Source organism: Candidatus Halobonum tyrrellensis G22 (genome assembly GCF_000495475.1).
Classification (GTDB): domain Archaea; phylum Halobacteriota; class Halobacteria; order Halobacteriales; family Haloferacaceae; genus Halobonum; species Halobonum tyrrellense.
Genome location: NZ_ASGZ01000020.1, coordinates 52,699 through 78,180, shown reverse-complemented (window position 1 = coordinate 78,180; position 25,482 = coordinate 52,699). Strand labels below are relative to the sequence as shown.

Here is a 25,482-nt window from a genome sequence, read left to right as displayed (position 1 = left end):
CTCGGTCCGACCGCTCGTTGCGACAGCTACGCCGCCTCAGTCCCGCGGACCGCTCGCCGCTCGGGACGGTCGCCGACTCGGCCGTGTGGTAATTAGCTGGTAACATTTTTGTAGGACCGGCGACCACGTTCGCCCGTGTCGAGACGCGCCGTCGCCCGCTGGCTGCTCGCCTTCCTCGTCCTCCTCGGCTCCGCGGGGTCCGCCGCGGCCGCGCCCGAGGACTGCTTCGGGAGTGGGAAGGATCTGGAGATCGGGACCGAAGGCCCCACCATCGACGCGACGCTGTACACGTCGCTGTTCACCAACCTCGGCGGGAAGGGCTCGTTCGGCGCGTCGTTCGTCGGGTCGACCGGCGAGTACGAGGTGATCGGCCTGCGGACGGGCGTCGTCTTCGCCGGCGTCGGGTCGGACCCCGCCGCGTTCCTCGGCGACCCGTTCTCGCGGTTCGCGCTCGCGTTCGACTACCGGTTCTCGCTGCCGATGTTCGGCGACGGGTTCGACTACGAGGAGAGCGAGGTTCCGGTGTCGGGCGTCCCCGAGGCGGAGTGTTCGGTGGAGTGAGTCCGGGTCAGGCGTCGCCCGCGGCCGCCTCGCTCGGGTCCACCACCTCGCCCGACAGTTCGTCGACGCCGACCCGCTCACAGAGGTCGTACAGCGGACACGCCTCCGGCCCCTCCAGACACGCGGGTGTACGCGCCGAGCAGTACTCCCGGCCGAACTGGATCATCGCGGTGTGACCGAAGCCGCACTTGTCGGCGGGCACGTCCGCCTCCAGTTCCGCGCGGACCGTCTCGTGGTCGGCGTCGGGCGGCGCCAGCCCCATCCGCCGGGCGATGCGGTGGACGTGGGTGTCGACGGGGAAGACGCCGCCGCGCCCGCCCGAGAACAGCAGGACGCAGTCGGCCGTCTTCGGCCCGACGCCCTTCATGTCGAGGAGCGCGTCGCGCACCTCCGCGGGGTCACCCTCGCGGACGAACTCGTCGAACCCGTCGGCGCCGCCGTACTCGTCGACGACGCGCCCGGCGAGCCGAACGATGGTCTCCGACTTCCGGTTGTACAGACCCGCGGCGGAGATGGTCTCCGCGAGGTCGTCCCGCGCCGCGTCGGCGAGCGACTCCGCGAGGTCGCCGCTCGTCGCCCGCTCGCCGTCGCCACCCTCACGGGTCGCTTCGCTCCCCGTTCGGGTCTCCGAGGCGCTCCGCGCCTCGCTCTCCCCGTATCGGGCCATCAGCGAGTCGTGGGCGGGCTGGCTCGCCGCGTCGCTGGTGTTCTGTGAGAGTATCGTCCGCACGAGGCACTCGAAGGCGTCCTGCCCGCCGTACGCCTTTCGCCAGTAGAGGTCGCCGAGTTCGTCCACCACCGCCTCCGCCCGGCGCTCGCCGTCGCCGGGCGAGAAGTCGGCGACCGTGCCCCCGCCGGCGTCGCCGCCGCTGATGTTCTCCGCGGGTTCCACGGGGTCGTCGGAGTCGTCGTCGCTCATGGGAGACGGTGAGGCGCTCGCGTACAAGAACTGTCGGCCGCCCGCCGCCCGTCGCGGACGGCCCGCTACTCCACCCGGAGCGTGAGCGTCAGCGGCGCGCCGCGCGACAGCGCCGTCACCAGCTTCCGGTGGAGGTCGCCCGCGGCCGCGTCCGCGTCGACCATGACGGTTCGGCCGTCGACGTAGTCGCTCGTCCGCGCGACGAGGCTCCGGTCGTCGTCGAACGTCAACCCCGGGTCCCCCCGACCGGCGACCGTCGCCTCGATGCCGGCCGCCTCCAGCGTCGCGGTGACCGTCGCCTCGGCGTCCCGGCAGGCGTCGACGAACCCGGACGCGAAGTCGGCGGGCGTGCGGTCCGCCTCCACCCCGACGATGCAGTCGCCCGCGGGCGTGAGCCAGTCGTCGCTCGTCACCTCGAACGTGCTCGCGTGCTCGGCGCTGACGTGTTCGTGCCCGACCGCGCGGACGACCTCCTCGCGTACCTCGCTCGACACGCCCGATCCGAGAGGCGAACGGGTGAAAGGCGCGCCGGTTCCGAGCGCCCGCGCCGGCGGACGCGGGCGGAGCGCGGCCCGGGTCGTGACGGGACGGCTCCCGTCGACCGACGCGGACTACAGTTCGATGCCGCCCGCGACGCGGTCGAGTCCGACCACCAGCGCCGCGCCGACGACGGCCGCGACGGCGAACAGCAGGGCCGCCTCGCCGGTCCACCCGCGGCCGAGTTCCGCGAGGTTCGCGCCCGCGCTCGCTATCGGCGCGCGCAGCGCCCCCACCACGAGCGCGACGAGGAACGTCAGCGTCGCCTTCCGGTCGCGTTCGAGCGCGCGGCGGACGCCGTGCGCCACCGTCAACAGCCCGACGACCCCGCCGACCAGGAAGGAGACGACGGTCGTCCCCGGCCCGACCGCGACGGACGGGTCGGCGCCGGTCGCCACGTCGAACAGCGCGTCCTGAAACGCCGAGAGCGCGCCCGACATCCGCTCGTACTGGCCGAGGATCACGAGGATCAGCGACCCCGAGATGCCGGGGAGGATCATCGCGCTCACCGCGAACGCGCCCGCGAACGCGGTCGTGAGCGGGTTGTTCGGGAGGAGCCCCTCGCCGGCCGGCCCGGAGACGAGGAACGCGACCGAAAAGCCCGCGGCGGCGGCCGCCTTCCCGCGGGTCGAGTCGAGGTACACCTCCTCGCGGAGGACGAACGCCGAGGCGGCGATCAGCCCGAAGAAGAAGCCGAACGTCGGCGCCGGGCGGTTCTCGATGGCGATGTGGAGCACGCGCGTCACCGTCAGCACCGACGTGAGAATACCCGCCCCGAGGACGAGCAGGAACACCAGGTCGACCCGTTCGACGGCCGCGCGCAGGCGTCCCCGGTCGCCGGTCACGCCCGCGAGCGCCTCCCGACCCAGGCCCGGGTCGACGGACGTGACGGCGGCGATCAGTCGGTCGTAGATCCCGGTGATCAGCGCGATGGTGCCGCCGGAGACGCCGGGGACGGCGTCGGCCGCGCCCATACAGACCCCGCGGAGGTAGATGCCCACTCCCGAGTACTCGTACGACTCGGCGTCGGCGACCGGGTCCGCGTCCGCCCTCGACTCCACCCCCCGGTCGGTCGTCCCGCCGGAACCGGCCGCGCCCGTCCCGGTCGACCCGTCGACACCGCCTCCCTCCCCGGCGTCGGAGGGCATTACGGCCGGACCGCCCGACGGTCGGCCGCCCGTAGCGCGGCCGCGGGCGACCGCGGCGCGAGCGCCGCCGACTCGGTACCCGTCGCGTCCGACTCGTTCGTCGTCGACCCGTTCGTCGTCGCGTTCGACTCGTCGCCGGTCGACACCGAGGCGTTCCCCTCGTCGTCGCCGGCCGTGCTGTTGTTCTCCGCCCCCTCCGGCGACCGGAGCACCCGTTCGTCGAGCGTCACCGTCGCGTCCTCGGCGTCGACGACGGCGGCGTTGGAGACGTTCAGCGTCGCCTCGTTCCGGACGAGGTACGAACTCTCGTTGGTCCGGCTCTCGCCGTACACCGTGTACGGGCCGGTCGCGCGCACGCTCACGTTGGTGTACCCCTCCTCGGGACCGAACTCGTCGTAGCCGGTCGACGCGTACGGGAGGGTGAACTGGAAGTTCCCGTCCGGCCCGGCGGTCGCCTGCTGTTCGTATGTGAACGTCGAGGCGTTCGTCTCCGGTCCGCCGGGAATCTCCATCTGGACGGCGGCGGTCACCGTCTCGTTCGGCGCGGCGCCCGATCCTTCGACCGTCGCGCCGGGGACGCGCTCGAACGTCTTGACCCAGTCGGCGGACGTCTTCTGGAGCAACTGCGGGTTCTGGAGTCCGAGCGCCCGCAACTGCCGGTAGACGATCTGCTGGTACGACGAGGAGGCGTACCCGGAGGTGTCGCTCGCCTTCACCAGCCGGTAGTGTTCGAGCGCCGGCACCGGCTCCGTCGGGTACGCGCCGACGCCGCCGACGGTCGCCGTCCCGTCCTCCTCGACGAACTCCCTTGCGGCGCTCATGTTCTGGAACGTCCGGAGCGCGCTCTCGTTTTGCCCGCTCGGCACCGTCCGGAACTCCTGCCCGCTCGGGGTCGTGGCTACGTCGTAGTCGAACACCACGACGTACTCGCCGAGGATCCCCGCGCTGACCGTCGGTTCGGCCCGGCTACCGTGGTTGTTGTACAGCCGGACCATCGTGCTGTTGTAGTAGCGCTGGTTGCGCTGGTACATCGCGAACTGCCCGTTGGAGTCGTACACCGGCGTGAGGAAGTCCGACCGGGAGACGTTGGCGTCGTCGTAGAACACGACGGGCGCGCCGAACTTCGAACTCGGCGTCACCATCTGCCAGTCGACCATCACGTACCGGGTCTGGTTCCCCTCGGTGCTCATCCGCTGGAGCACGTCACGCGACTGGCTCTCGTTGGGCGCGAGCAGGAAGTTGGCGGCCGCCGTCGCCCCCTGCTGGAACGGGTTCGCGTTGGGGATCCGCTCGCCGAGCACCGTGATCCAGTGGCCGTAGTCCCACCACGACATCACGCCGTACGACCCCTCGGCGTAGTCGAAGTCGTTGTCCGCGGGGATGTCGTACGGCTCGTAGTAGCCCAACTGGTCGGCGTTGCCCGCACCCCCGTAGTTCCCCACCGCGGGGGTGTTCTCCCCCATCCAATCGAGGCTGTCGTCCCAGATGGTCACCGCGCCGGGGGAGGTGCTGTTGCCCACCTGCCAGGCGGTGTTGGTCCGGTCGATGCTCGCCGACCCGGTGTCGCCCAGCGACAGCGGCACCACGAGCACCGGGACGAGCACCACCATCACCGCGAGCGCGACCGCCAGCGCCTGGTACGTCTCGATGTCGGGCAGCGCCGACCGCGCCGACCGCGCGTTCGAGAGGTCGACGTCGACCCCGCGGAGGAGCGCGTACAGGAAGTACGCGTTGAACGCCGCCACCGCGACCGCGAGGTAGTAGTTGAACCGGACCTGCGTGAACGCCGCGCTCGTGATGAACGCGGCCCAGACGAACGCGAACAGGAACTCCGCGCGGTAGCGGACCCGCGCGGCGGCGACGAAGACGAGCACGCCGATGATCGCTACCCCGACCAGCTGACCGTTGAGACCGAGCGCGTCGGTCAACGCGAGGTAGAGCGGTCGCGTGATGAAGATGAACACGAGCAGTAGCGCCGCCGCGCCGACGAGTTGGTAGTCGCGGGAGTCGCCGCGCCGCCACAGCGGCCCGACGAGCATCCACACCGCCGCCGCGAGCGCGGTGACGAACGCGAAGCCGTACTCCGAGAGCACGACGCCGAACGGCCCGTAGTACTGGGCGTACCCCGACTGGAGGAACGGCTGCGCCTCGCCGATGGTCCGGGTCGCCGCGCCCGCGCTGAACCCGACGAACCGGAGGAGGTTGGTCTGGATGGTCGAGAAGAACGGCACGGGCGCGAGGACGGTGACCACGACGCCGACGAGCGCGACCGCGAACACGGTGCCCGCGAAGCCGTACTCGTCGAGGCGGTCGTCGTCGAACTCGCGGGCGTCGAACCGCCTGGCGAGCCACGCGAGCCCGACCCCCGCGACCGCGACCGACAGCGCCGCGAGCGGCTGGAACAGACCGAACGAGGTCGGCGAGAACGTCGTCTCCTGGAAGCGCAGCGCGGTCATCACGGCCGTCGTGACCATCGAGACGACCGCGACGAACCCGACGTGGTCGGGCGAGCGGCCGTTGGCCTGGTCGCTGACCGCCTGGTAGACGAGGTAGACGCCGAAGATGCCGACGAGGAGGACCCCCGGCGGCCACACCCAGATGTACAGCCCCGTGGCGACGCCGGCGAGCGCGCTCCACACCAGCGTCGGCCGGAGAGTGTCCCACTCGCGCGCCTCGACGAGTTCCCAGATGGGGCGGTCGCGCTCGGCGACCGTCAGCGCGACCATGAGCGTCACGACCGCGAACGCCTGGAAGAACGGCTCCGCGACGTTGTGGTCGGCGAAACCGACCAGCCCCCGGCTGAGGAACGTCCCCGGCAGGAGCATCAACACGACGGCGCCGAACAGTCCGCCGAGTTTCCCGCCGAACCGCTTGCCGATCAGGTACGTCGGAATCACGGTGAGCGCGCCGAGCACCGCGGGCGCGACCAGCAGCGTCCGCGCCACCAGGTCGGCCGACGGCGACCCAAGGCCGACGACGATGGCGACGGTGGCGACGAGTTGGTCGTAGATGGTCCCGAACTGCCCCGCGGTCGTCCCGTACGGGAAGTACGTCCACGGGTCGAACGGGATGGTGAACGGCCAGTGACGGACGGCGTAGCGGACCTCCCGCAGGTGGTACCACGCGTCGTTCCCGGAGAAGAACACCTGACCGTCGACGGTGAAGTTGTCGTACGACTGGAGACGGATCCACAACATCACCGCCACGATGGCGACGAGCGCCGGGATCTGATAGAGGTCCGCGAGGACCTCCGTCGCCGACTTCCCCCCGAAGTCGTACCCGAGTCCGAGGGTGGAGGATCCCTCGTCGCTCTCGTTGGCCCTAGTCATTACCTCGTTGGATTCGGAAAAAGCGGATAAGCCTTGTGAAGTGTGGAGACGACGGGGAGCGATCGGCGACGAACGCGGCCGACCCCGGCGGGCGTGCTACCGGTCCCGTCGGGACGCGGCCGCCGAACGTCGTCCAACACAACAGTCAACACCGTCCCCGGCCATTGCCCGGCCGATGGTGACGTACACGGTCTCCGTCTGTAACTACAACATGGCGGGGACGCTCGAACGCTCCCTCCGGAGCATCCTCGACCAGGTCGACGACCGGTTCGAGGTGCTCGTGGTCGACGACGGCTCCACCGACGGGAGCATCGGGATACTGGAGTCGCTGTCCGCGGAGTTCGACGGGCTTCGATACGTGGTGAGCGACAACGAGAACGTCGGCGCCGCCCGCGCCGAGGGCGTACGGCGCGCGAACGGCGAGTACGTCCTCACCCAACTCGACGCCGACGACCAGTACGACGAGGGTATCCTCGACTTCGTGACCGTCTATCACGAACTCGAACGCGCGATCGACCGCGAGTTCTACCTGAGCGGCCACGGGATCAACGTGGCGCCGCGGAGTCTCCTGCTCGACATCCCCTACCGGTCGCTCGGCTACGGCGAGGACAGGGACCTCTGGCGGCGGCTGCTCGCGGCGGACGCGCTCGTCCGACTCGACCACGAGCCGTTCAACGAGTCGGTCGGCTACGACCGCGGACTCCGCGACCGGGTCGCCGTGACCTACGAGATCACGGAGGTGGAGTTCCGGAGCGGCGTCACGTTCGAGAGCTTCCTCCGCGACAGGCTCCGGTCGCCGTCGCTCCGCTCGCTCGTCCAACTCGCGTTCGCGCCGGTCGCGTTCGCGAACGCCGTCCGGGCGGGCCGGTACGAACAGCCGCCGGGGTTCGAGCGGATGGGCGCGCTCGACGACGCGATGGCGGCCGCCCGGCGGAGCCTCCCGGAACTGGAGGCGGAACTCGGGATCGACGTCGACGAGACCGCGCTCAGCCCCGCCGGTCGCCGGATCTTCTACGGCGAGCGCGACGGCGCCCGGGACGGGCGGCGCCGCGGTCAGTCGTCGCCTGCGTCGAGTAGCGACTCGTCGCCGCGGCGGTAGCGGTCGGGGTCGGCCGCGAAGTTCGCCACCGCCGTTCGGACCCGCTCGCGGAACGTCTCGGTGTCGTAGCGGGCGGCGACGGCCGCGAGACGCTCGGGGTCGAACGTCCCCGCCTCGACCCGTTCGATCCCGTCGAGGACCCCCGCGACGGTCGGCTCGACCACCGCGCCCGTCTCGCCGTCGTCGACCGCGACGGCGGGGAACCCCTCGTTTGCGGCGATCACCGGCGTGCCGGCCGCGAGCGCCTCGATCGGGACCATCCCGAAGTCCTCGCGGATCGGGATGTACACCACCGCCGTCGCGTTCCGGAGCAGTTCGCGCTTCCGCTCGTCGGAGACGTAGCCGAGGAACTCGACGTTGTCGCCCGCGCGGGCGCGAACGCGCTCGTACGTGCTCTCGCCGACGAGCGGTTCGTTGTCGCCGGTGCCCGCCACCTTCAGCGTCGCGTCGGTCCGCGCGAACGCGTCGACCACGGTCGCCGGCCGCTTCGCCTCGACCACCCGGCCGACCATCAGGTAGTAGTCGCCCTCCGAGCGAGCGGGCGTGATCCCCTCGGTGTCGATGGGTGGGTGGATCACCGTCGCGTCCCGGCGGTAGTAGCGGCGGATCCGGTCGCGGATCACCTCGCTGTTGGCGACGAACGCGTCGACGCGGTCGGCCGAGCGGGCGTCGAGGAGGTCCATCCCGGCGACGTACGCCTTCGCGGGCGAGCGGGCCGCCTCCGGTAGCGACGACAGCCGGTGGCCGAGCAGGTCGTTGAGCCACCGCGGCGGCGAGTGACAGTAGTTGATGAGGTACTGGTGGTCGAGCGTCCGGTACTGCCGGGTGAACATGTGCGCCGAGACGATCAGGTCGAACTCGTCGAGCGGGGCGGTCTGCCAGTCGAGCGTGAGCGCCGCGCTCTTGAACCCCTCGACGCGGCGCCACCGCCCGAGCCCGCCGTAGCGGTCCTGTGCGAACGCGCGGAGGTCGACCCCGAGGTCGGCCGCGGCGTCGCGCGCCGTCTCGCCGGCGTACGTCGTGTACACCGGCACGTCGAGCGCGGCTCCGAGGTGGAGCGCGACGCGTTCGGCCCCCCCGTACGTCCACATCTGGTCGTGCGCGACGACCGTGTCTGGGTGGTCGAGCGGCATCTGCGAGTGGGGCAGATCCCCGCGGGCGGGGGATAGGTATGTCGTTCTCCGTTCGCACCGCCGGGCGCCCGGCGGCGCTCACCCGACCCGGTCGCGAACGCGCCGCGCGACCGGGCCGAGCACGTTCCCGACGGTGAGCCGGAAGTGGGCGCTGAGCGCCGAGAGCGCGAGGAAGTACACCGCCGCGCCGAACGCGATGAGCGCCGCCACCGGCAGCCACGAGGTCAGCGCGACCCGCGGCTTGACCGCCAGCACCGCGGCGTACATGACGACCGCGCTCGCCACCTGCGCCCACACCGGCCGCGGGAGGACGGCCCCGCCGAGGTCGCGCCGGGCGACGAACTGGTAGACGACGAACAGCGCCACCTCGATGGCGAGCGTCGCCGCGATGACGCCGAGCAGGCCGTCCCAGTAGTAGCCGAGCAGCGTCGCCAGCGGGAGGTGGACCGCGAGCGCGGCCGCCCGGAGACGGAAGACCGTGCCCGGCCGGTCGGAGCTTTCGAGCGCCGTCGCGAACGGGTCCTGGTAGATGTAGAACACGTAAAACAGCGCGACGCCGACCAGCGCGGGCGCGCCGGCGCCGAACCCGCCGCCGAAGAACGTCCGCATCAGCGCCGCGGGCATCGCCAGCGCGCCGAAGAACATCGGGACCGCGAGCAGGCCGACGTAGATGAACGCGTTGACGATGTCCGCTCGGATCTCCCGGCCGACCGACGAGAGGCCGCTCACCTTCACCCCGAGCGCGCCCACGATGCTGCCCGACAGCTGTTGGGCGGGCGTGACGATCCGCAGCGCCGTCTCGTAGAAGCCCACCGCGGCGTTGCCGGCGAAGAAGCCGATGAGCAGCACGTCGATGCGCTCGTAGAAGTCCTCGACGACCGCCGTCGGCACGGAGTAGCGGGCGAACTCGGAGACGCGTCCCCACGAGTCGCGGACGCCGCCGACCGAGGGCCGCACGCCCGCGAGCGCGAACACGGCGAGCGTCGACAGCAGCGTCGCACCCGCGAGCCCCGCCAGCAGCCCGAACGGGCCGTACCCCGCGAACAGCAGCGGGAGCTGTAACCCGAGGGTGAGCACGCTCCGGACGGTGTCGACCCACATCGACCTGCTGGGGTAGCCCAGCCCCGCGTAAAACCGGTTGAGGATCTGGAACAGCCCGGCCGTCGCGAGGACGGACACGATGCCCGCGACGACGAGCGGCGTCATCGGCAGCAGCGACGTGAAGCGCGCGACGGCGAGCGTCCCGGCGGTGACGACCCCCACCCACGCGAGGTGGAACGCCAGCCCGACCGTCAGGTACGGCGCCGGGTCGGTGCCGAGTTCGCTGACGCGCTTGTTGACCGCGACGCCGACGCCGGCGTCGACCCTGACGAGCATCATCGCCACCGCGAGCGCGAAGTAGTACCGGCCGACGCCCGCCGGCCCGAGTTCGCGCGCGAACAGCGCGACGCCCGCGAAGCCGAGCGCCGACATGGTGAACTTGGCGACGACCGACGAGAGCGCCTCGCTCCCGAGGTCGAGTTCGGAGGTGTCCTCGCTCATCCCGAGTCGGTCCCGTCCGGGGACCGCGTTCCCGCGGCGAGGGTCACTTGTAACCCAGCGCCTCGAGGTCGTCCTCGGGGAGTTCCTCCTTCGTCGCCGGCTCCTGTGCCGTCGCCGCCCACTCGTCTAGCGCGCGCGCGAGGTCGCGGTCGCTCGCCGGCTCGCCGTCGAGCGTCCGGACGCCGTCGCGGGTGGCGAAGTGGCGGGCGTTCATCGCGGCGTGGGTCCCGCCCGAGCCGCCGAACGCCGCCTCGCGGTCGAGCAGACCGTCGCCGTGGGGTTCGCCGAGGAACAGCGACGGCACGTCGACGAGGCTGCGCACGTCGCTCGCGTCCGCGTCGACCGGGAGGTTCCGCCCGACGAACGGGACCCGGAGCAGCTCCATCGCGAGCGTCCCGTGGTGGCCCCACTCGCCGTACTCGCCGAGGAGTTCGCCGTGGTCCGCACAGAGCAGCACCCGCGTGTCGTCGGGGACGGCGTCCCAGAGGCGCGCGAGGCGGTCGTCCAACTCCTCGACCTCCCCGCGGTACAGCTCCCGGCCGAGCTCCGCGTCCGCCTCGCTCCCCCGCCCGTCGAGCAGGCGGCGGGTGACCCGCTGGGCCTCGCTCCGCGAGACGGGCGCGTCGTCGGGGTTGTACGGGTGGTGCGGCTCCATGAAGTGGAGCCAGCCGAACCAGTCGTCCCGGCCGTCCGTCGCGCCGAGGAAGTCGTCGATCACCGCGGCCGCGGGGCGGTAGTGGCGCTCCGCCTCCTGTACCGTCCCGCGGACGCCCTCGAAGGCGTTGTACAGCCGGGAGGCGACCCCGTACAGCCGGCTCTGTGGCGTCATGTTCTCCGCGATCCGGTCTTTCAGCGACTTGCCCTCCCGCGGGGGTTCGACGAACCGGTCGAAGCCGGCGTCGTAGCCGTACCGCTCGGAGAGGAAGCGGTTGGTCGAGACCGCGACCTTGTACTCGTTCGACAGCCGCGGGACGAAGCTCTCCTCGGGCGTGATCCCCGCCTCGCCGGGGTAGACGCCGCCGACGATCGACTGGAACGACAGCGGCGTCGCCGTGTTCGTCGCGAACGCCGCCGGGTGCGACTCGCCGAGGAACTCCCGCGTCGCCGGCATGTACTGGTAGTGGTCGTACCGGAGGGAGTCGACGGTGACGAGGAGGGTGGGCTGCATGCGGGTCACCTGTACCCCAGCGCGGTTAAGCGTTCTTCGACCAGTTCCGCCGTCTCGTCGTCGTCCGGGTCGTCCGCTCCGTCGGCGTCGACTTCGGGCGGTTCGAGCGTCGGCTCGTACGTCCCCTCGTCGGTCGCCGACAGCTCGACCCACGGGACGGTCCGCAGGACGCCGACGGGGACGTGCCGGTAGTGGCCGTACAGCCCCCACTCGCCGAACGCCTCGCCGTGGTCGGAGCTGACGACGACGGTGTCGGCGTCGAGGTTCTCCAACAGGAGTTCCAGGTCGTCGAGCACCCACCGCAGGTTGTCGCGGTAGGCGTCCCACGCGGTTTCGACGGGGAGGGTGCCGTCTTGGAGCAGGTCCCAGACGCCGAGGTTCGCCTCGCCCGGCCGGTCGACATCGCGTTCGACGTCAAGCGAGCGGTACGGCGAGTGCGGCTGCATGTAGTGGACGACCATCCGGTCGAACTCCCGCCGCCGGCCGACGGCGACCGCGCGGTCGGTGATCGGACGCGGCGGCATGCCGCTGAACTCGTCGTCCCAGCCGTAGCGCCACACCTCGTCGAGCAGGCCGAACGCCTCCGGGTCGACGGGGAACTCGTCGCCGAACCGGTGGGTGTGCGCGTTCCCCGTGACGTAGGCGGTGTTCCGCACGCTGTCGGCCCGGTCGGGCGCGAACGTGTCGTGGAGCCACTCCCACGAGGTCGACCCGACCGAGGTGAGCGTCGGTATCCGCCCCGGCTCCGGGAGGAACGGGTAGTCGGGCGCCACCTCGGCGAGCACGTCCGGCCGACAGGTGTCGAGCAACACCAGCACGTCCCACTCGCGGTCGTAGACGTGCGTCCCGCGGTCGTCGAGTCCGAACGTGTGACAGCCGTGCCGGAGCGCGCCGCCCCAGAAGTCGAACGCGCCCGAACGGAGCCCCCGCCGGGGGCCGTACGCGTCGACCTTCGCGGCGGTCTCGGAGAGCCAGTCGGCGAACGTCATCGGTACCCCAGCGCCGCCAGTCGGTCCTCGACGCCGCGGTCGTCCGGGTCGTCCGCTCCGTCGGCGTCGACTTCGGGCGGTTCGAGCGTCGGCTCGTACGTCCCCTCGTCGGTCGCCGACAGTTCGACCCACGGCACCCGTTTGAGCGCCGGGACCGGCGCGTAGTCGGGGTGGCCGTAACACCACCACTCGCCCATCGCGTTCGCGTGGTCGGCGGTGACGACGACGGTGTCGGCGTCGAGGTTCTCCAACAGCAGCCCCACGTCGTCGAGCACCCACTCGAGGTTGTCGCGGTAGGCGGCCCAGAGGCGGTCGAACGGGAGGTCGCCGTCGCGGTACCGCTGCCACGGGCCGCGCTCGGCCCCCTCGGCGCCGTTCTTCCGGCCGAAGTTCTCCTCGGGGTCGCCCCAGTCGATGGCGGCCTCCTGGAGCGACCGGAACGGGACGTGCGGCTGGAGGTAGTGGACCAGCAGGCGGTCGGCGTCCGTCTCCCGGCCCGCGGCGACCGCGCGGTCGGTGACCGGCCGGGGTTTCACGCCGCCGAACTCGTCGTCCCAGCCGTAGCGCCACACGTCGTCGAGGCGCGCGAAGTCGGCCGGGTCGAGGTCGCGCGTGAACGGGTTGCCCGAGACGTACGCCGTCCGCGCCGTCTCGTCGGCGAACTCCGGGCCGAAGTTCTTCGTCATCCACTCGGCGGACATCGACGCCGCCGAGGTGAACGTCCCGATTCGCTCGGGGAGGAACGGGAACGCGCCGTCGCGTGCGACCTCCCGGAGGAGGTCGACCCGGCAGGCGTCGAGGACGAGCATCGCGTCCCACTCGCGGTCGTAGATGCGCTCGCCGTAGTTCCAGCGGTGGCCCGCCCGGCGGAGCGCCCCCACCCAGAGTTCGTTCGCGGAGGCGGCGACGCCGCGGCGGACGCCGAGGTTGCGGAAGCGAGCGCGCGACTCGGCCGCCCAGTCGGCGAGCGTCATACGTACCCCAGGTTCCGCAGTCGGTCACGCACCTCGTCGTCGTCGGGGTCGGTCCCGTCGGCCGCCACCGTCGGCTCGAACGTCCGCTCGTCGGTCGCCTCGAACGACACCCACGGGACGCGCTTCATCGCGGGCACGGGCGCCGGGGTCTGGTGGCCGTAACACCACCACTCGCCCATCGCGTTCGCGTGGTCGGCGGTGACGACCGCGGTGCCGTCGAGGTTCGACCGCAGCGTCGCCACCTCGTCTAACACCCACCGGAGGTTGTCGACGTACGCCTCCCAGACGACCTCCCGCGATACCTCGCCGTCGCGGAGGCGGCGCCACAGCGTCTTGAACGGGGCGCCGGCGCCGTCCGGGTCGTCACCGTCGGGGGTCGCCTCCAGGCTGAACCACTCGGGGTGGTCGTCGACCAGCGAGCGGAAGGGGAGGTGCGGCTGCATGTAGTGGGCGACGACCGGCCCGTCGTGGGCGCGCGCTGTCGCCACCGTCCTGTCGGTCATCGTCCGCGGGGGGACCACCCCGCGCTCGTCGTCCCAGCCGTAGCGCCACACCTCGTCGACGCGCGCGAGCGCGTCCGGGTCGGGAACCTCCCGCGAGTGGGGGTTGGCGGTCACGTACGCCACGTCGGCGAGGCGCTCGCCCCACCGGTCGGGGTCGAACGTCTCCGCGATCCACTCGGGCGACCGCGAGGCGACGGAGTTCATCGCGTCGCGCTCGGGGTCGAACCCGTCGAGCAGGTCGTACTCGCCGGTCCGCGCGACCGTCGCCATCAGGTCGACCCGGCAAGCGTCGAACACGAGCAGCACGTCCCACTCGCGCTCGTGGACCGACTCGCCGTAGTTCCACAGTTCCCCGACTCGCCCGAGCGCGCCCGCCCACAGCTCCTGGGCCGACGCGTACCCCCCGGTGGAGAGCCCCTCGTAGCGGACCCTGTCGCGGCTCTCCGCGAGCCAGTCAGCGAGCGTCATGGATTCGTGTGAGACAGCCCCTGAACATACCTGTCCCTGTATCTGTGGGCGTATATGTGTCCATCGGAGTCGCCGTTTCCGGTCGCCGGGTCGACCCGGCCCGGCCGGACCTACCGGCCGGCCACCCGCTCGTACGTCGCCTCGACGCTGTCGACCGTCCCCTCCCACGTCGGGAGCGACTCGGGGGGGACGACCCCCGACCCGACCGCCGCGCGGACCGCGTCGGCGACCGTCTCGGGGTCGGTCGCGTCCACCGCGACGACGCCGTCGGTGTCACGCCAGTCCGACAGCGCCGCCGCCGCGCGGACGACGCAGGGCGTGCCGGCCGCCAGCGACTCCGCGACGGTCATCCCGTACGCCTCGAACGCCGAGAGCGTGAGGGCGGCCTCCGCGCCCGCGTACAGCCCCGGGAGGCGGTCGGCGTCGACGTAGCCCGCGAACGTCACCCGGTCGGCGACGCCCGCGGCGCGCGCGGTCCGTTCGAGTTCGTCGCGGTACGGGCCGCTGCCCGCCACCACCAGGTCGTAGCCGGGGAGCGACGCGAGCGCGCCCACCGCGTGCTGGACGCCCTTGTACTCCTCCAGTCGCCCCACGCACAGCAGGTACGGCCGGTCGCGCGACTCGGGCGTCGCCCCGGCGAACCGCGCCACGTCGAGACCGTTCGGCACCACCCCGCTCTCGACGCCGAGGTCCGCCCGTAGCTGGCGGCGCTCCCACTCGCTCACCGCGAGCACCGCGTCCGCGCGCCGGACCGCCCGCGCGGCGAACGGGCGGTAGACCGACAGCAGGCGGTCGCGGACCGACGAGGCGCTCGCGCCGTGGTAGTGGGGGGTGAACACGAGCGGCCGGGAGCCGACAGCGAGGGCGGCGGTCGCCGCCGGCAGCGCGTGGTAGTTGTGCGCGTGGACCACGTCGGCGTCGGCGCGCCGGACCGCCGGGAGCACGCCCGGGGCGGCGTAGAACGCCTCGCCGGGGTGGAACGAGCGGAACCGCCGGACGCGGACCCCCGCGCGGCGCTCGCGCCGCGACCCCGCGTGGTCGGCGTCGGCGGCGAACACCGTCACCCGGTGGTCGCGCGCGACGAGTCGCTCGGCGAGTTCGCGGACGTGCGTCTCGACCCCGCCGGTCTGCGGGGGGTAGCGGTGGGTGACCAGGAGGACGCGCACGCTACTCGAACGCCTCGCGGAGTTCGGCGTCGACCTCCCAGGTCCCGTCGCCCTCGCCGCGGAGCAGCGAGACGGCCGCGCGCGCGAGCGACACCTGCGTGTCGAACAGCGAGTAGGCGGGCTGGAGCGGGCCGAGTGCGTCCCGGCCACCGAGGCGGACGAACCCCGCGAGCGCCGCCGGCACTGCCAGTCCGAACGGCCCGGCGAGCGCCAGCCCCGCGAGCGTGGCGACGCCGACGCCCGCGGTCACCAGCGCGGGCGAGACGACCATGAACCACCAGTTGAACGGGAGCACGACCCGGCCGTACGCGCCGTAGCCGCCGAGCATCCCGCGCTGGCGCCACAGCACGCGGAGCAGCCCCATCGCGCGGCGGTCCTTCTGACCGTGCCGCTTGCTGAACTCCGAGTGGGACGCCTCCTTGTACCGGATCTCGGGGTCGAACAGCACCCGGTCGCCGCCCTTCCGAACCCTGAGCGCGAGTTCGGTGTCGTCGGCGATGGAGTCGTCGTCGATGGGGACGACGGCGTCGGCGTCGAACGCCGAGAACGGCCCGTGGAAGATGAACGTCGAGTCGAGGTGCGATTCGAGCGTCTGGATCTCCGCTTGGACGTCGCGGTAGCCCCGTTCCACCTCGCTCCCACCGAGCACCTCGGCGTTCCGCCCGGTCACGCCGCCCACCGCGGGGTCTTCGAGGTTCGCCACCGCCTCCCGGAGGGCGTCGTCGGCCACCCGCGAGTCGCAGTCGGTCTTCACCACCACCTCGTTTTCGGCGGCGGCGTACGCCTCGTTGAGCGCGACCGCCAGCCCCCGGCGCTCGGGTTCGCGGATCAGCGTGAGCGACGGCGCCTCGCGGTCGGCGAAGAACGACTCGACGATGTCGGGCGTGCGGTCGTCGCTCGAATCCACGACGACCACCTCCACCCGCTCCATCGGATAGTCCCACCCGCAGACCGCCTCCAGTTTCGACTCCACGATGCGCTCCTCGTCGTACGTCGGGAGGACGACGCTCACCGACGGTTCGGTGCCGTACACCTTGTCGGCGGGCGACCCCTCGGGCGAGCGGCGGAGGTAGAGGCCGACGAACAGGAGGTACGGCAGGCCCGTCACCGAGACGAGACCCGCGAGCCACGAGAGGAGGCGGCGGGGGCGGAGGTTCACGTGTACGCGCCCGTTTCGCCACGCGGTACAAAATCACCACGGTCCGCGGGTCCCGCGACCGGGGAGTGGTGCGGCCCGCGGTCCCGACCGCCGCGTCGGTCCGCGGCGACCCCGGACCCGAAGCTGTTATCCCCCGGCCAAGACACGAACCGACGATGGACCGATCCGCCGTCTGCGTGCTCCTCCCCACATACAACGAGGCGGAGACCGTCGCCGACGTCGTCGCGGACTTCCGCGAACACGGCTTCGAGAACGTCCTCGTGGTCGACGGGGGGTCGACCGACGACACCCGCGACCTCGCGCGCGAGGCGGGCGCGCGGGTGGTCGTCCAGTCGGGAACCGGCAAGGGGCAGGCGGTCAGGGAGGCGGTCAGCGAGTACGTCGTCTCGGAGTTCGTCCTGCTGGCGGACGCCGACACCACCTACCGCGCGGCCGACGCGGACGCGATGCTCGAACCGCTGTTCGCGGGCGAGGCCGAACACGTGATCGGCGACCGGTTCGCGAACATCCACGACGACGCGATGACGCGGTTCAACGCGGTGGGCAACCAGGTGTTCAACCGGCTGTTCGGCGTGATCCACGGCGAGGAGTTCGAGGACATCCTCTCGGGTTACCGCGCGTTCACCCGGCGGTCGTTCGAGCGGCTGACGCTCACCGCCGACGGGTTCGGCATCGAGACCGAGATGTCCGTCGAGTGTGCGCGCCACGGCATCCGGACCCGGGTGGTCCCCATCACGTACCTCCCGCGGCCCAACGGGTCGAACACCAACCTCCACCCGCTGAAGGACGGCGGGATCATCCTGATGGCCATCTACCGGCAGGCGAAGACGTCGAACCCGCTGTTCTACTTCGGCAGCGCGGGCGGGCTCTCGGGGCTCGTCGGGGTGGTGATCGCGGCGTACGTCGCCTACGAGTGGTTCGTCCCGCCGCGGGTCTCACACGAGGTGCTCGCGCTCGCGTCCGGCGTGGCGTTCCTCTTCGGCGTCCAACTGCTCGTGTTCGGCGTGCTCTCGGACCTCATCGTCACGCTCCACCGCGAGACGCTCGAACGGATCGAGACCGTAGAGCGGGAGTCGGGGGAGCCGCCGCTGTCGGATCACACGACCCGGGACGACCCCGCGAACGCCGAGAGCGGCCGGACGAGCGACGACCGGGCGCCCGCGGAGTCGGGCGAGGACCCCGCCTCAGAGCGGGAACAGGTTCCGCAGCCGGGAGACGAGTGAGCCGGCGCCGCGCTCGCGGTGCTCCTCGAAGACGGGGTGGAGCGCGTTGAGAAACTCGGTCTCGGTCTCGAACCGGTCGGCCGGAACCCGTTCGAGCGCGGATTCGAGGTCGAGCGTGCCCCCGCCCGCGTCGTACGGGACCGACGTGTCGTCCACCGCCGCCAGCACCTCGTCGGTCGTCGCCGGGAACTGTACGCCCGACCGGTCGAGTCGCTCGTCGAGAGCGGCGATCCCGAAGGCGACGGCGTCCGGCTCCGACGAATCGTTCTGTGGCGGTCTGACTCCCATCGGGGAGGGGTTAGCCCCCCGGGGACTAAAGCGACGGGGACGCGGCGGTATCCGGCCGGGCCGCGTCCGTTTCCGTCGCGTCCGTTTCCGCCGCGGCCGGACGCCGTCGGCCGCGTCGTGACCCGTCAGCCGTCGCGCGCACCGTCGCGCTTATCGGCACAGCATCCTCACGCCGGGACGTGACGGACTACACCACGGTCTCGATCCCGAAGGACCTCGCCGACCGGGTCGAGGAGACCATCGAGGGGACGAGTTTCTCCTCGACGAGCGACCTCGTGCGATTCCTGCTGCGGAGTATCGTGATCCAACACCAGAAGGAAGGCTCGCTGAGCGAGGCGGAGTTCGACGAGATAACCGACCAGCTTCACGACCTGGGCTACCTGGAGTAGTCGGCGTCCGCGTCGGTGCCGGCGCGTCCGCCCCCGGCGCCGCCGTCCGCCGGCCCGCCGTCCGACCCCCGGTCCGTATCGTCGGGGTCGGCGTCGCCGGGGACCTCGCCGATCCGCTCTTCGGGCGGGACGGCGTCGAGTACGCGCAGGTCGAGCCCCCGCCCGTGGCGGTCGTACGCGCGCACGTCGTCCGCGCGGTACGGCGGCGTGACCACGATCACGGCCGCCGCGAGGTCGTCCGCCTTGGTGAGCTTGGGGTTCCCGTCGGGGTGGGAGACGAACCGCGCGCGCGAGGCCGGCGCGCCCAGATCCATCCCGAAGACGGCCGCGACCGACCCGCCCGCCTCGGGGAAGTAGAAGTGCGTGAGCACGGGCGCGTCGGGGTCGACCCCGTCGACGTCGCCCGACAGCTCCCCCGCCGGCGTGGCGTCGAGGCGGACGTTCGCCGGCTCGGGGTCCTGCGCGTCCGCGCGTTCGAGCAGCACCGACAGCAGGTCGCGTGTGACGAGAACCACACGGTCGGTGTCGGGCGCGCCGGGTAAAAAGTCCGCGTCGCACCGCGAGCGCGCCGCTCGACGGGGGCGGCGGACGGAGGCGTCACGAGGGGACGGCGGGCGAGCGGGTCAGGGGAGCATCGACCGCAGCGCCTGGAGGTACAGCGACGGCGCCTTCGACCGCGAGGAGGCGAGCGCGGCCCGGACCGCGTCGCCGCCGCCGCCGAGGACGCCCCGGCCGTGGCCCACGAGCACCCGGTCGGGGTCGAGACCGCTGAACGGCCGGCGCGGCGGCGCGAGCCGCAACATCGGGTGGACGCCGAGTCGTTCGCCCCGCGCGACCATGTACGAGGAGGTGCCGAGCGTCTCGGCGACGTACAGCGTCCCGCCGGGCTCGTCGTACAGTGCGACCTCCTGCCAGGGGGGGATCGAGCCGTCCTTCACGGTGACCGCGCGCAGGCCGCCGAGTCGGCGGCCGAACCGTTCGACGGGCGCGTCCACCTCGGAGGCCACGTCGGTCATCCAGTCGGGAACGTAGACGGGCACGTCGTGGCGGGCGGCGATCGTGTCGGCGTCGCGCGTGTGTCGGTCGAGACAGACGACCGTGCCGGCGACCTCCCCCTCCAAGTCGGCGAGCAGGTCGTCGACGCCGCGGGCGTCGACCGGGTCGAACACCCAGATTTCGCCGTCGACCGACAGCGCGTGGCTCGCCCGCTCCATCCGTTCGTCGGGGTAGGCGATCCAGCCGACGCCGCCGTCGAACTCGTCGATGACCGTCGGGTCGGTCGCGCCGGACTGTTTCATCGGCATGGACGAACGGAGGGGCGCCCCGGGCTTAAGTCCGGCCGCCGCGTGGGTGGGGGCGTGTCAGCCGCCTCGCCGCCCCCCGCGCTCGCCCACCTCGCGCTGGAGGTGTCGGATCTCGACCGCGCCGCGCGCTTCTACGCCGACCGGCTCGGACTCGTCCCGTCCCGGCGGAGCCGGACGGAACTCGCGTTCGACGTCGGCGGCACCGACCTGGTCTGCCGGCGGCCCCGGTCGGTGCCCCGCGGCGGTCTCCACGTCCACTTCGCGTTCGAGACGCCCGCCCGCGAGTACGACGCCTGGCGCGCGCGCTTCCCGGACGCCGAGGAGGTGTCGTTCGACTCGTTTCGCTCGCTGTACCCGTTCGACGACGACGGCCACTGTCCCGAGGTCGGCGGTGTCGCCGACGGCGGCGCCGGGCTGGTCGGCGTGTTCGAGGTGGTCCTGGAGGTGGCGAACCTCGACGACACCGAGCGGACGTACCGCGCGCTCGGCTTCGAACCGGTCGACCGCGGCGTCGAGCGCCGCCGGGTCAGGCTCCGCGGGCCGGCGGGCGCCGACCGGCCGTTCGACCTCGAACTCTGGGAGCCGCAGGTGGGGTTGGCGGGCGCCCGCGGCGGGGTCCACGTCGATATCGGCGTCAGGCTGGACGACCCCGCCGCGGCCGCCGAGCGGGCGTTCGGCGACGCGCCCGCGGTCCGGCCGCTCGAACGACCCGACGGGAGCGTCGAACTGTACGACGCCGACGGTCACCACCTCCTGTTGTACCCGACCGACCGGGACGGCGCCGCGGCGGAGCGGTAGCGCGGGAGGCCGACGACCCGCCGGCGGTCGCCGCCGAACCGCGGTGACTGCCGACGCGCCGATGGTGTCGGCACCGTCGGCCGCGACGCGCCGACGGCCGCCGCCCACGGAGTTTTCCCCCCGACTCGCGTTCGTCGGGTCGTGAGCGACCCAAGCGACACCGGCACCGCCGACGAGCGACCCGGGACGGAGCAGACGGAGCCGCGGGCGACGGACGGCGGCTCCGAGCGCGGCTACCGGACCGTGGCGGTCGACGAGGTGGAGAACACGCCAAACCCCACGCGGGTCAAGCGGGAACTCGACGAGGCGCTCGGCGTCTCGGCGTTCGGCTGCAACTACTACGAGGCCGACCCCGGCGAGCAGGTGCCGTGGGGCTACCACCGCCACCCCGACCACGAGGAACTGTTCTACGTGATCGCGGGCGCGATAGACGTGGAGACGCCCGAAGGCCAGTATCGTGTGGCGGAGAACGAGGCGTTCTTCGTCCCCGCCGACGCCCCCAACCGGGCGGTGGCAACGGGCGATGAACCCGCGCGGATACTCGCGGTGGGCGCGCCCAAGACGGACGACGGCTCCGTCATCGAGGAGCGGTGTCCCGCGTGCGGCGAGGTGACCGACCGCGAGTGGGACCGCGACGAGGGCCGCGACGGCGCGGAGGTGTACGTGCTCTCGTGTGCGGACTGCGGCGCGGAGACCCGGCGGTTCTCCGGGCGAACCGAGATGAAGGAGTCCTGAAGGCGGTGAGCGTCGTCAGCCGCCGAGGCGGTCGGTGTTGATGTCCACGTTCGGCGGCGAGACGACCAGAAAGCCCCGGAAGTGGGTGAGTTCGCCGCCCATCTCGACCACCGGCTCGGCGAACCCGGCGGCGAGTTCGTCGAGGTCCCCGACCACCGCGAGCACGAGCACGTTGCCGTACTCGACGTTGCGGACCCACTCTTCGGGGTCGGTCTCCCCGTCGAGCACCCCGAGTACGACCTCGCCGGCCACCTCGCCGTCGAGTTGGTCTTCGGCCTCGTGGAGGTCGAGTCCGAAGTCGGTGTCGGTCATCACGCACCCGGTCGGCGCCACCCGCCAAAAGCGTTCGGTCGCATCCGACGGCCCCGTCGCGCCCGCCCCGAAGTTGCGGATCGGAACCGGTCGAGTATCAGGGCGTATTAGGAGTATATATCGATGATAGCCGTCGACGTCGTGCGGTTTCGCGTCGCGGCGCGTGCTACCGTGTGACTGTTCGGCACGGCGCGCGTCTGTCCGACCGGAACACTTTACAACGAGGTCGGCGTCAGGGTGGACGATGTCCCATACCCAGGACTCGTCGGTAACCAGCCCGGCGGAACGAGTTCTTCCAGGGCACACTGAGTGCCACTGACGAGTTCGAGACGGTGCGGATCTTCGATACGACGCTGCGCGACGGCGAGCAGTCGCCGCGAACGTCGTTCGACTACGAACAGAAGCGGGAGATAGCCACGGCGCTCGACGAGGCGGGGACGACCGTCATCGAGGCGGGGTTCCCGGTCAACTCCGACGCGGAGTTCGAGGCGGTCGCGGACATCGCGGCCGACGTGGACGCGACGGTCTGCGGGCTCGCCCGCGTCGTCGAGAAGGACGTGGACGCCGCCATCGACGCGGACGTGGACATGATCCACACGTTCGCGTCGACCAGCGACGTGCAGATAGAGGACTCCATGCACTCCACGCGCGAGGAGGTGAAGGAGCGGTCGGTCGCGGCGGTCGAGCGGGCGGCCGAGTCCGGCGCGGAGGTGATGTTCTCGCCGATGGACGCCACCCGGACGGACGAGCCGTTCCTGATCGAGATGATCGAGGCGACCACCGAGGCGGGCGCCGACTGGATCAACATCCCCGACACGTGCGGGGTCGCCACGCCCACTCGGTTCGCCGACCTGATCGAGGTGGTCTGTGCGCACACAGACGCGCGCGTGGACGTTCACACGCACGACGACTTCGGACTCGCCGCCGCCAACGCGCTCACGGGCGTCGAGGCGGGCGCCGAGCAGGTGCAGGTGTCGGTCAACGGCATCGGCGAGCGGGCGGGCAACGCCGCCTTCGAGGAGGTCGTGATGGCCGCGGAGTCGCTGTACGACGCCGACACCGGCGTGAACACCCGCGAGATAACCGCGCTGTCGCGGCTGGTCGAGGAGGCCAGCGACATGCCGGTGCCCGCGAACAAGCCCGTCGTGGGGCGGAACGCGTTCAGCCACGAGTCGGGCATCCACGCCGCGGGGATCATCGAGAACAGCGACACGTTCGAACCCGGCGTGATGACCCCCGAGATGGTGGGCGCCGAGCGGGAGTTGGTGATGGGCAAGCACACCGGCACCCACTCGGTGCGCCAGCGGCTGACCGAGGCGGGGTTCGACCCGACCGACGACCAGGTCCGGACGGTGACCCGGCGCGTGAAGGACCACGGCGCCGAGGGCCGCGTCACGATGGACGACGTGATAGCGTTCGCCGAGGAGGCGGGCGTCGAGCGGACCGACGAGGAGAGCGAGCGGGGGGCGAGGGTCTGATGACTCCCCCCGCGTTCGACGCGCCCGACCAGCGGCGGGTCCGCCGGTCCGCCGGCGGGGGAGGCGTCGACGCTACTCCCGTCGGCGCCACCGGCCACCCGCGACCGCGCAACGTTTGCCGGACGGGACAGCGTTTTGTACGTTCACCCGATACGGTCGGTCGAGATGCCCCGAACCGTCGCCGCACGCGCCCGCTCCGACCGCGGAGCGACCGCGCCGGTCGTCGGGGTCGCGCGTATTGTAGGGGTATAGCCACCCCTCACCACCCCCCTTCTTCCGACCACGTCCGACCGTACCGACGACCGACGGGCACCCGCCCGTCGGCCGGCCGACGCGCCGACACCACGACCCAGACCCAGATGCACACAGGAGCCACCCGATGAGCGAGTCCACGAACCCACTCGCCGACGACGAGGAGACGGACGCGACCGACCGAGGAGGAACCGACGCGCGCGAGCGCGAGACCGACGCCACGCCGGAGGCCGGCCCGGACGCCGACGACGGCGAGCCAGAGCGGCCGGACACCTGGACGCCGACCACGGGCGCGGAGTCGGTGATCGCCGCGCTCGAAGGCGCGGACGTCACCCGCGCGTTCGGCGTGCAGGGCGGCGCGATCATGCCCATCTACGACGCGCTGTACCACTCGTCGATCACCCACCTGACGATGGCGCACGAACAGGGCGCCGCCCACGCCGCCGACGCGTACGGCGTCGTCGCCGGCGACCCCGGCGTCTGTCTCGCCACCTCTGGCCCGGGCGCGACCAACCTCGTGACCGGCATCGCGGACGCGTCGATGGACTCGGACGCGATGCTCGCGCTCACGGGGCAGGTGCCGAGCCACATGGTCGGCTCGGACGCGTTCCAAGAGACCGACACGACGGGCGTCACCAAGCCCATCACGAAGCACAACTACTTCGCGAGCGACGCCGACACGGTGGGCGACACCGTCGGCGAGGCGTTCGCGCTCGCGCGGACCGGCCGCCCGGGGCCGACGCTGGTCGACCTGCCGAAGGACGTCTCGCTCGACGACACCGACCGGGAACCCGGGCCGGCGGAGGCGCCGGCGCGGTCGACGCCCGACCCCGAGGCCGACACCGCGGAGGTGGCGGCCGCCGCCCGCGCCATCGAGGCGGCGGAGCGGCCGCTGTGTCTGTTCGGCGGCGGCGTCATCAAGGGGAACGCGACCGAGGAGGCGCGCGCGTTCGCGCGCGAACACGGCATTCCGGTGGTGACGACGATGCCCGGCATCGGGAGCTTCCCCGAGGACGACGACCTCTGTCTGTCGTGGGCGGGGATGCACGGCACCGGCTACGCCAACATGGCGATCACCCACACCGACTGTCTGATCGCGGTCGGGACGCGCTTCGACGACCGCCTGACGGGCGGCGTCGAGACGTTCGCCCCCGAGGCGGAGGTCGTCCACGTCGATATCGACCCCGCGGAGATATCGAAGAACGTCCACGCCGACTACCCGGTGGTCGGCGACGCGGGCACCGCGCTCGAGCAAGTGAGCGCCGCGATGGGTGAGTCGCCCGACGTCGAGTCGTGGCGCGAGCGGTGTACGGGGTGGCGCGAGTCGTTCCCGATGGACTACGTGGTCGACCCCGACGAGCCGGTCCGACCGCAGTTCGTCGTCGAGGCGTTCGACGCCGCCACCGCCGACGACGCCGTCGTGACCACGGGCGTCGGCCAACACCAGATGTGGGCGGCGCAGTACTGGACGTTCACGCAGCCGCGGACGTTCGTCTCCTCGCACGGGTTGGGGACGATGGGGTACGGGCTGCCCGGCGCCATCGGCGCGCGGGTCGCGCTCGACGAACGCGACGAGACCGACCGCCCGGTGGTGTGTTTCGACGGCGACGGCTCGTTCCTGATGACGATACAGGAGCTGTCGGTCGCCGTCCGCGAACACCTCGACATCACCGTCGTGGTGCTCAACAACGAGTACATCGGGATGGTCAGACAGTGGCAGGACGCGTTCTTCGAGGGGCGGCACATGGCCTCGGAGTACGACTGGATGCCGGAGTTCGACACGATGGCCGAGGCGTTCGGCGCGCGCGGCTTCTCCATCGAGTCGTACGACGAGGTGAGCGACGTCGTCGAGGAGGCGCTGTCGTACGACGGTCCCTCGGTGGTCGACGCGCGGGTCGACCCCCAGGAGAACGTCTACCCGATGGTGTCGAGCGGCGGCGCCAACGGCGAGTTCGCGCTGACGGAGGACCAGCTATGAGCGGAAGCGACGACGCGAACGCGAGCGACG

At 71.9% G+C, this 25,482-nt stretch carries 24 protein-coding genes; 8 read left to right on the top strand and 16 right to left on the bottom strand.

All coding sequences use genetic code 11. The features are described 5' to 3' along the window. The first annotated feature begins 135 nt into the window (after positions 1–135). The gene (locus K933_RS06235) at positions 136–561 is read left to right on the top strand and encodes a DUF7332 family protein (protein WP_023393850.1); all 426 of its coding nucleotides are present in this window, start codon (positions 136–138) and stop codon (positions 559–561) included. 7 nt (positions 562–568) lie between these two features. Here K933_RS06235 and K933_RS06230 read toward each other — a convergent pair whose 3' ends face one another. From K933_RS06230 to K933_RS06215, 4 genes are all read right to left on the bottom strand, one after another. Beyond that, a complete protein-coding gene (locus tag K933_RS06230; protein WP_023393849.1) occupies positions 569–1,480 on the bottom strand; it encodes an endonuclease III domain-containing protein in 912 nt (303 codons plus the stop codon). Positions 1,481–1,545: 65 nt separating this feature from the next. Next, complete coding sequence (locus K933_RS06225; protein ID WP_023393848.1) at positions 1,546–1,974, bottom strand: DUF371 domain-containing protein; 429 nt, start codon at positions 1,972–1,974, stop codon at positions 1,546–1,548. Positions 1,975–2,091: 117 nt separating this feature from the next. Next, positions 2,092–2,991: a DUF368 domain-containing protein gene (locus tag K933_RS06220; protein WP_080509209.1), complete on the bottom strand. Its 900-nt coding sequence runs from the start codon at positions 2,989–2,991 to the stop codon at positions 2,092–2,094. Positions 2,992–3,164: 173 nt separating this feature from the next. After that, the gene (locus K933_RS06215) at positions 3,165–6,494 is read right to left on the bottom strand and encodes an oligosaccharyl transferase, archaeosortase A system-associated (RefSeq protein WP_023393846.1); all 3,330 of its coding nucleotides are present in this window, start codon (positions 6,492–6,494) and stop codon (positions 3,165–3,167) included. Positions 6,495–6,669: 175 nt separating this feature from the next. Between K933_RS06215 and K933_RS06210 the strand changes: the two genes are divergently transcribed. After that, a complete protein-coding gene (locus K933_RS06210) occupies positions 6,670–7,593 on the top strand; it encodes a glycosyltransferase family 2 protein (protein ID WP_023393845.1) in 924 nt (307 codons plus the stop codon). Here K933_RS06210 and K933_RS06205 read toward each other — a convergent pair. The 8 genes from K933_RS06205 to K933_RS06170 all read right to left on the bottom strand — a co-directional run bounded on the left by K933_RS06205 (position 7,548) and on the right by K933_RS06170 (position 16,695). Then, a complete protein-coding gene (locus K933_RS06205; protein ID WP_023393844.1) occupies positions 7,548–8,726 on the bottom strand; it encodes a glycosyltransferase in 1,179 nt (392 codons plus the stop codon). The genes K933_RS06210 and K933_RS06205 overlap by 46 nt on opposite strands. A 78-nt stretch (positions 8,727–8,804) precedes the next feature. Beyond that, complete coding sequence (locus K933_RS06200; RefSeq protein WP_023393843.1) at positions 8,805–10,268, bottom strand: lipopolysaccharide biosynthesis protein; 1,464 nt, start codon at positions 10,266–10,268, stop codon at positions 8,805–8,807. A gap of 43 nt (positions 10,269–10,311) precedes the next feature. After that, the gene (locus K933_RS06195; RefSeq protein WP_023393842.1) at positions 10,312–11,436 is read right to left on the bottom strand and encodes a sulfatase-like hydrolase/transferase; all 1,125 of its coding nucleotides are present in this window, start codon (positions 11,434–11,436) and stop codon (positions 10,312–10,314) included. A gap of 5 nt (positions 11,437–11,441) precedes the next feature. Beyond that, on the bottom strand, positions 11,442–12,425 hold the full coding sequence (locus tag K933_RS18970; RefSeq protein ID WP_023393841.1) for a hypothetical protein: 984 nt from the start codon (positions 12,423–12,425) through the stop codon (positions 11,442–11,444). Beyond that, positions 12,422–13,399 (bottom strand): metal-dependent hydrolase, encoded by a 978-nt coding sequence (locus tag K933_RS06185; RefSeq protein WP_023393840.1) that lies wholly within the window; start codon positions 13,397–13,399, stop codon positions 12,422–12,424. Before K933_RS06185 ends, K933_RS18970 begins: the two co-directional genes overlap by 4 nt. After that, positions 13,396–14,370 (bottom strand): hypothetical protein, encoded by a 975-nt coding sequence (locus K933_RS06180; protein WP_023393839.1) that lies wholly within the window; start codon positions 14,368–14,370, stop codon positions 13,396–13,398. Before K933_RS06180 ends, K933_RS06185 begins: the two co-directional genes overlap by 4 nt. A gap of 110 nt (positions 14,371–14,480) precedes the next feature. Beyond that, entirely contained in the window at positions 14,481–15,536 is a 1,056-nt protein-coding gene (locus K933_RS06175) for a glycosyltransferase family 4 protein (RefSeq protein ID WP_023393838.1), read from the bottom strand. Position 15,537: 1 nt separating this feature from the next. Continuing rightward, a complete protein-coding gene (locus K933_RS06170; protein ID WP_023393837.1) occupies positions 15,538–16,695 on the bottom strand; it encodes a glycosyltransferase in 1,158 nt (385 codons plus the stop codon). Positions 16,696–16,850: 155 nt separating this feature from the next. Between K933_RS06170 and aglJ the strand changes: the two genes are divergently transcribed. Then, complete coding sequence (gene aglJ / locus K933_RS06165; protein WP_023393836.1) at positions 16,851–17,918, top strand: S-layer glycoprotein N-glycosyltransferase AglJ; 1,068 nt, start codon at positions 16,851–16,853, stop codon at positions 17,916–17,918. Here aglJ and K933_RS06160 read toward each other — a convergent pair. Continuing rightward, positions 17,880–18,206, bottom strand: coding sequence for a DUF5789 family protein (locus K933_RS06160; RefSeq protein WP_023393835.1), 327 nt, complete (start codon positions 18,204–18,206; stop codon positions 17,880–17,882). The genes aglJ and K933_RS06160 overlap by 39 nt on opposite strands. Positions 18,207–18,385: 179 nt before the next feature. Between K933_RS06160 and K933_RS06155 the strand changes: the two genes are divergently transcribed. Continuing rightward, positions 18,386–18,595: a ribbon-helix-helix domain-containing protein gene (locus K933_RS06155; RefSeq protein WP_023393834.1), complete on the top strand. Its 210-nt coding sequence runs from the start codon at positions 18,386–18,388 to the stop codon at positions 18,593–18,595. On the opposite strand, the gene K933_RS06150 is transcribed toward K933_RS06155, so the two are convergent. Continuing rightward, positions 18,583–19,110, bottom strand: a complete 528-nt coding sequence (locus K933_RS06150; protein ID WP_023393833.1) for a hypothetical protein — start codon at positions 19,108–19,110, stop codon at positions 18,583–18,585. The genes K933_RS06155 and K933_RS06150 overlap by 13 nt on opposite strands. 108 nt (positions 19,111–19,218) lie before the next feature. Continuing rightward, on the bottom strand, positions 19,219–19,899 hold the full coding sequence (locus K933_RS06145) for a hypothetical protein (RefSeq protein ID WP_200862297.1): 681 nt from the start codon (positions 19,897–19,899) through the stop codon (positions 19,219–19,221). Between the two features lie 54 nt (positions 19,900–19,953). Here K933_RS06145 and K933_RS06140 point away from each other — a divergent pair, with 54 nt between their 5' ends. Both K933_RS06140 and K933_RS06135 read left to right on the top strand, forming a co-directional pair. Continuing rightward, complete coding sequence (locus tag K933_RS06140; protein ID WP_023393831.1) at positions 19,954–20,697, top strand: VOC family protein; 744 nt, start codon at positions 19,954–19,956, stop codon at positions 20,695–20,697. A 141-nt stretch (positions 20,698–20,838) separates the two neighbouring features. Beyond that, positions 20,839–21,432: a cupin domain-containing protein gene (locus K933_RS06135; RefSeq protein ID WP_023393830.1), complete on the top strand. Its 594-nt coding sequence runs from the start codon at positions 20,839–20,841 to the stop codon at positions 21,430–21,432. Positions 21,433–21,447: 15 nt separating this feature from the next. On the opposite strand, the gene K933_RS06130 is transcribed toward K933_RS06135, so the two are convergent. Further along, complete coding sequence (locus tag K933_RS06130; RefSeq protein WP_023393829.1) at positions 21,448–21,744, bottom strand: DUF5779 family protein; 297 nt, start codon at positions 21,742–21,744, stop codon at positions 21,448–21,450. Between the two features lie 305 nt (positions 21,745–22,049). Between K933_RS06130 and K933_RS06125 the strand changes: the two genes are divergently transcribed. Then, the gene (locus K933_RS06125; RefSeq protein ID WP_080509208.1) at positions 22,050–23,222 is read left to right on the top strand and encodes a LeuA family protein; all 1,173 of its coding nucleotides are present in this window, start codon (positions 22,050–22,052) and stop codon (positions 23,220–23,222) included. Positions 23,223–23,601: 379 nt separating this feature from the next. Continuing rightward, positions 23,602–25,452 (top strand): biosynthetic-type acetolactate synthase large subunit, encoded by a 1,851-nt coding sequence (ilvB, locus tag K933_RS06120; protein ID WP_023393827.1) that lies wholly within the window; start codon positions 23,602–23,604, stop codon positions 25,450–25,452. Positions 25,453–25,482 lie beyond the last annotated feature (30 nt).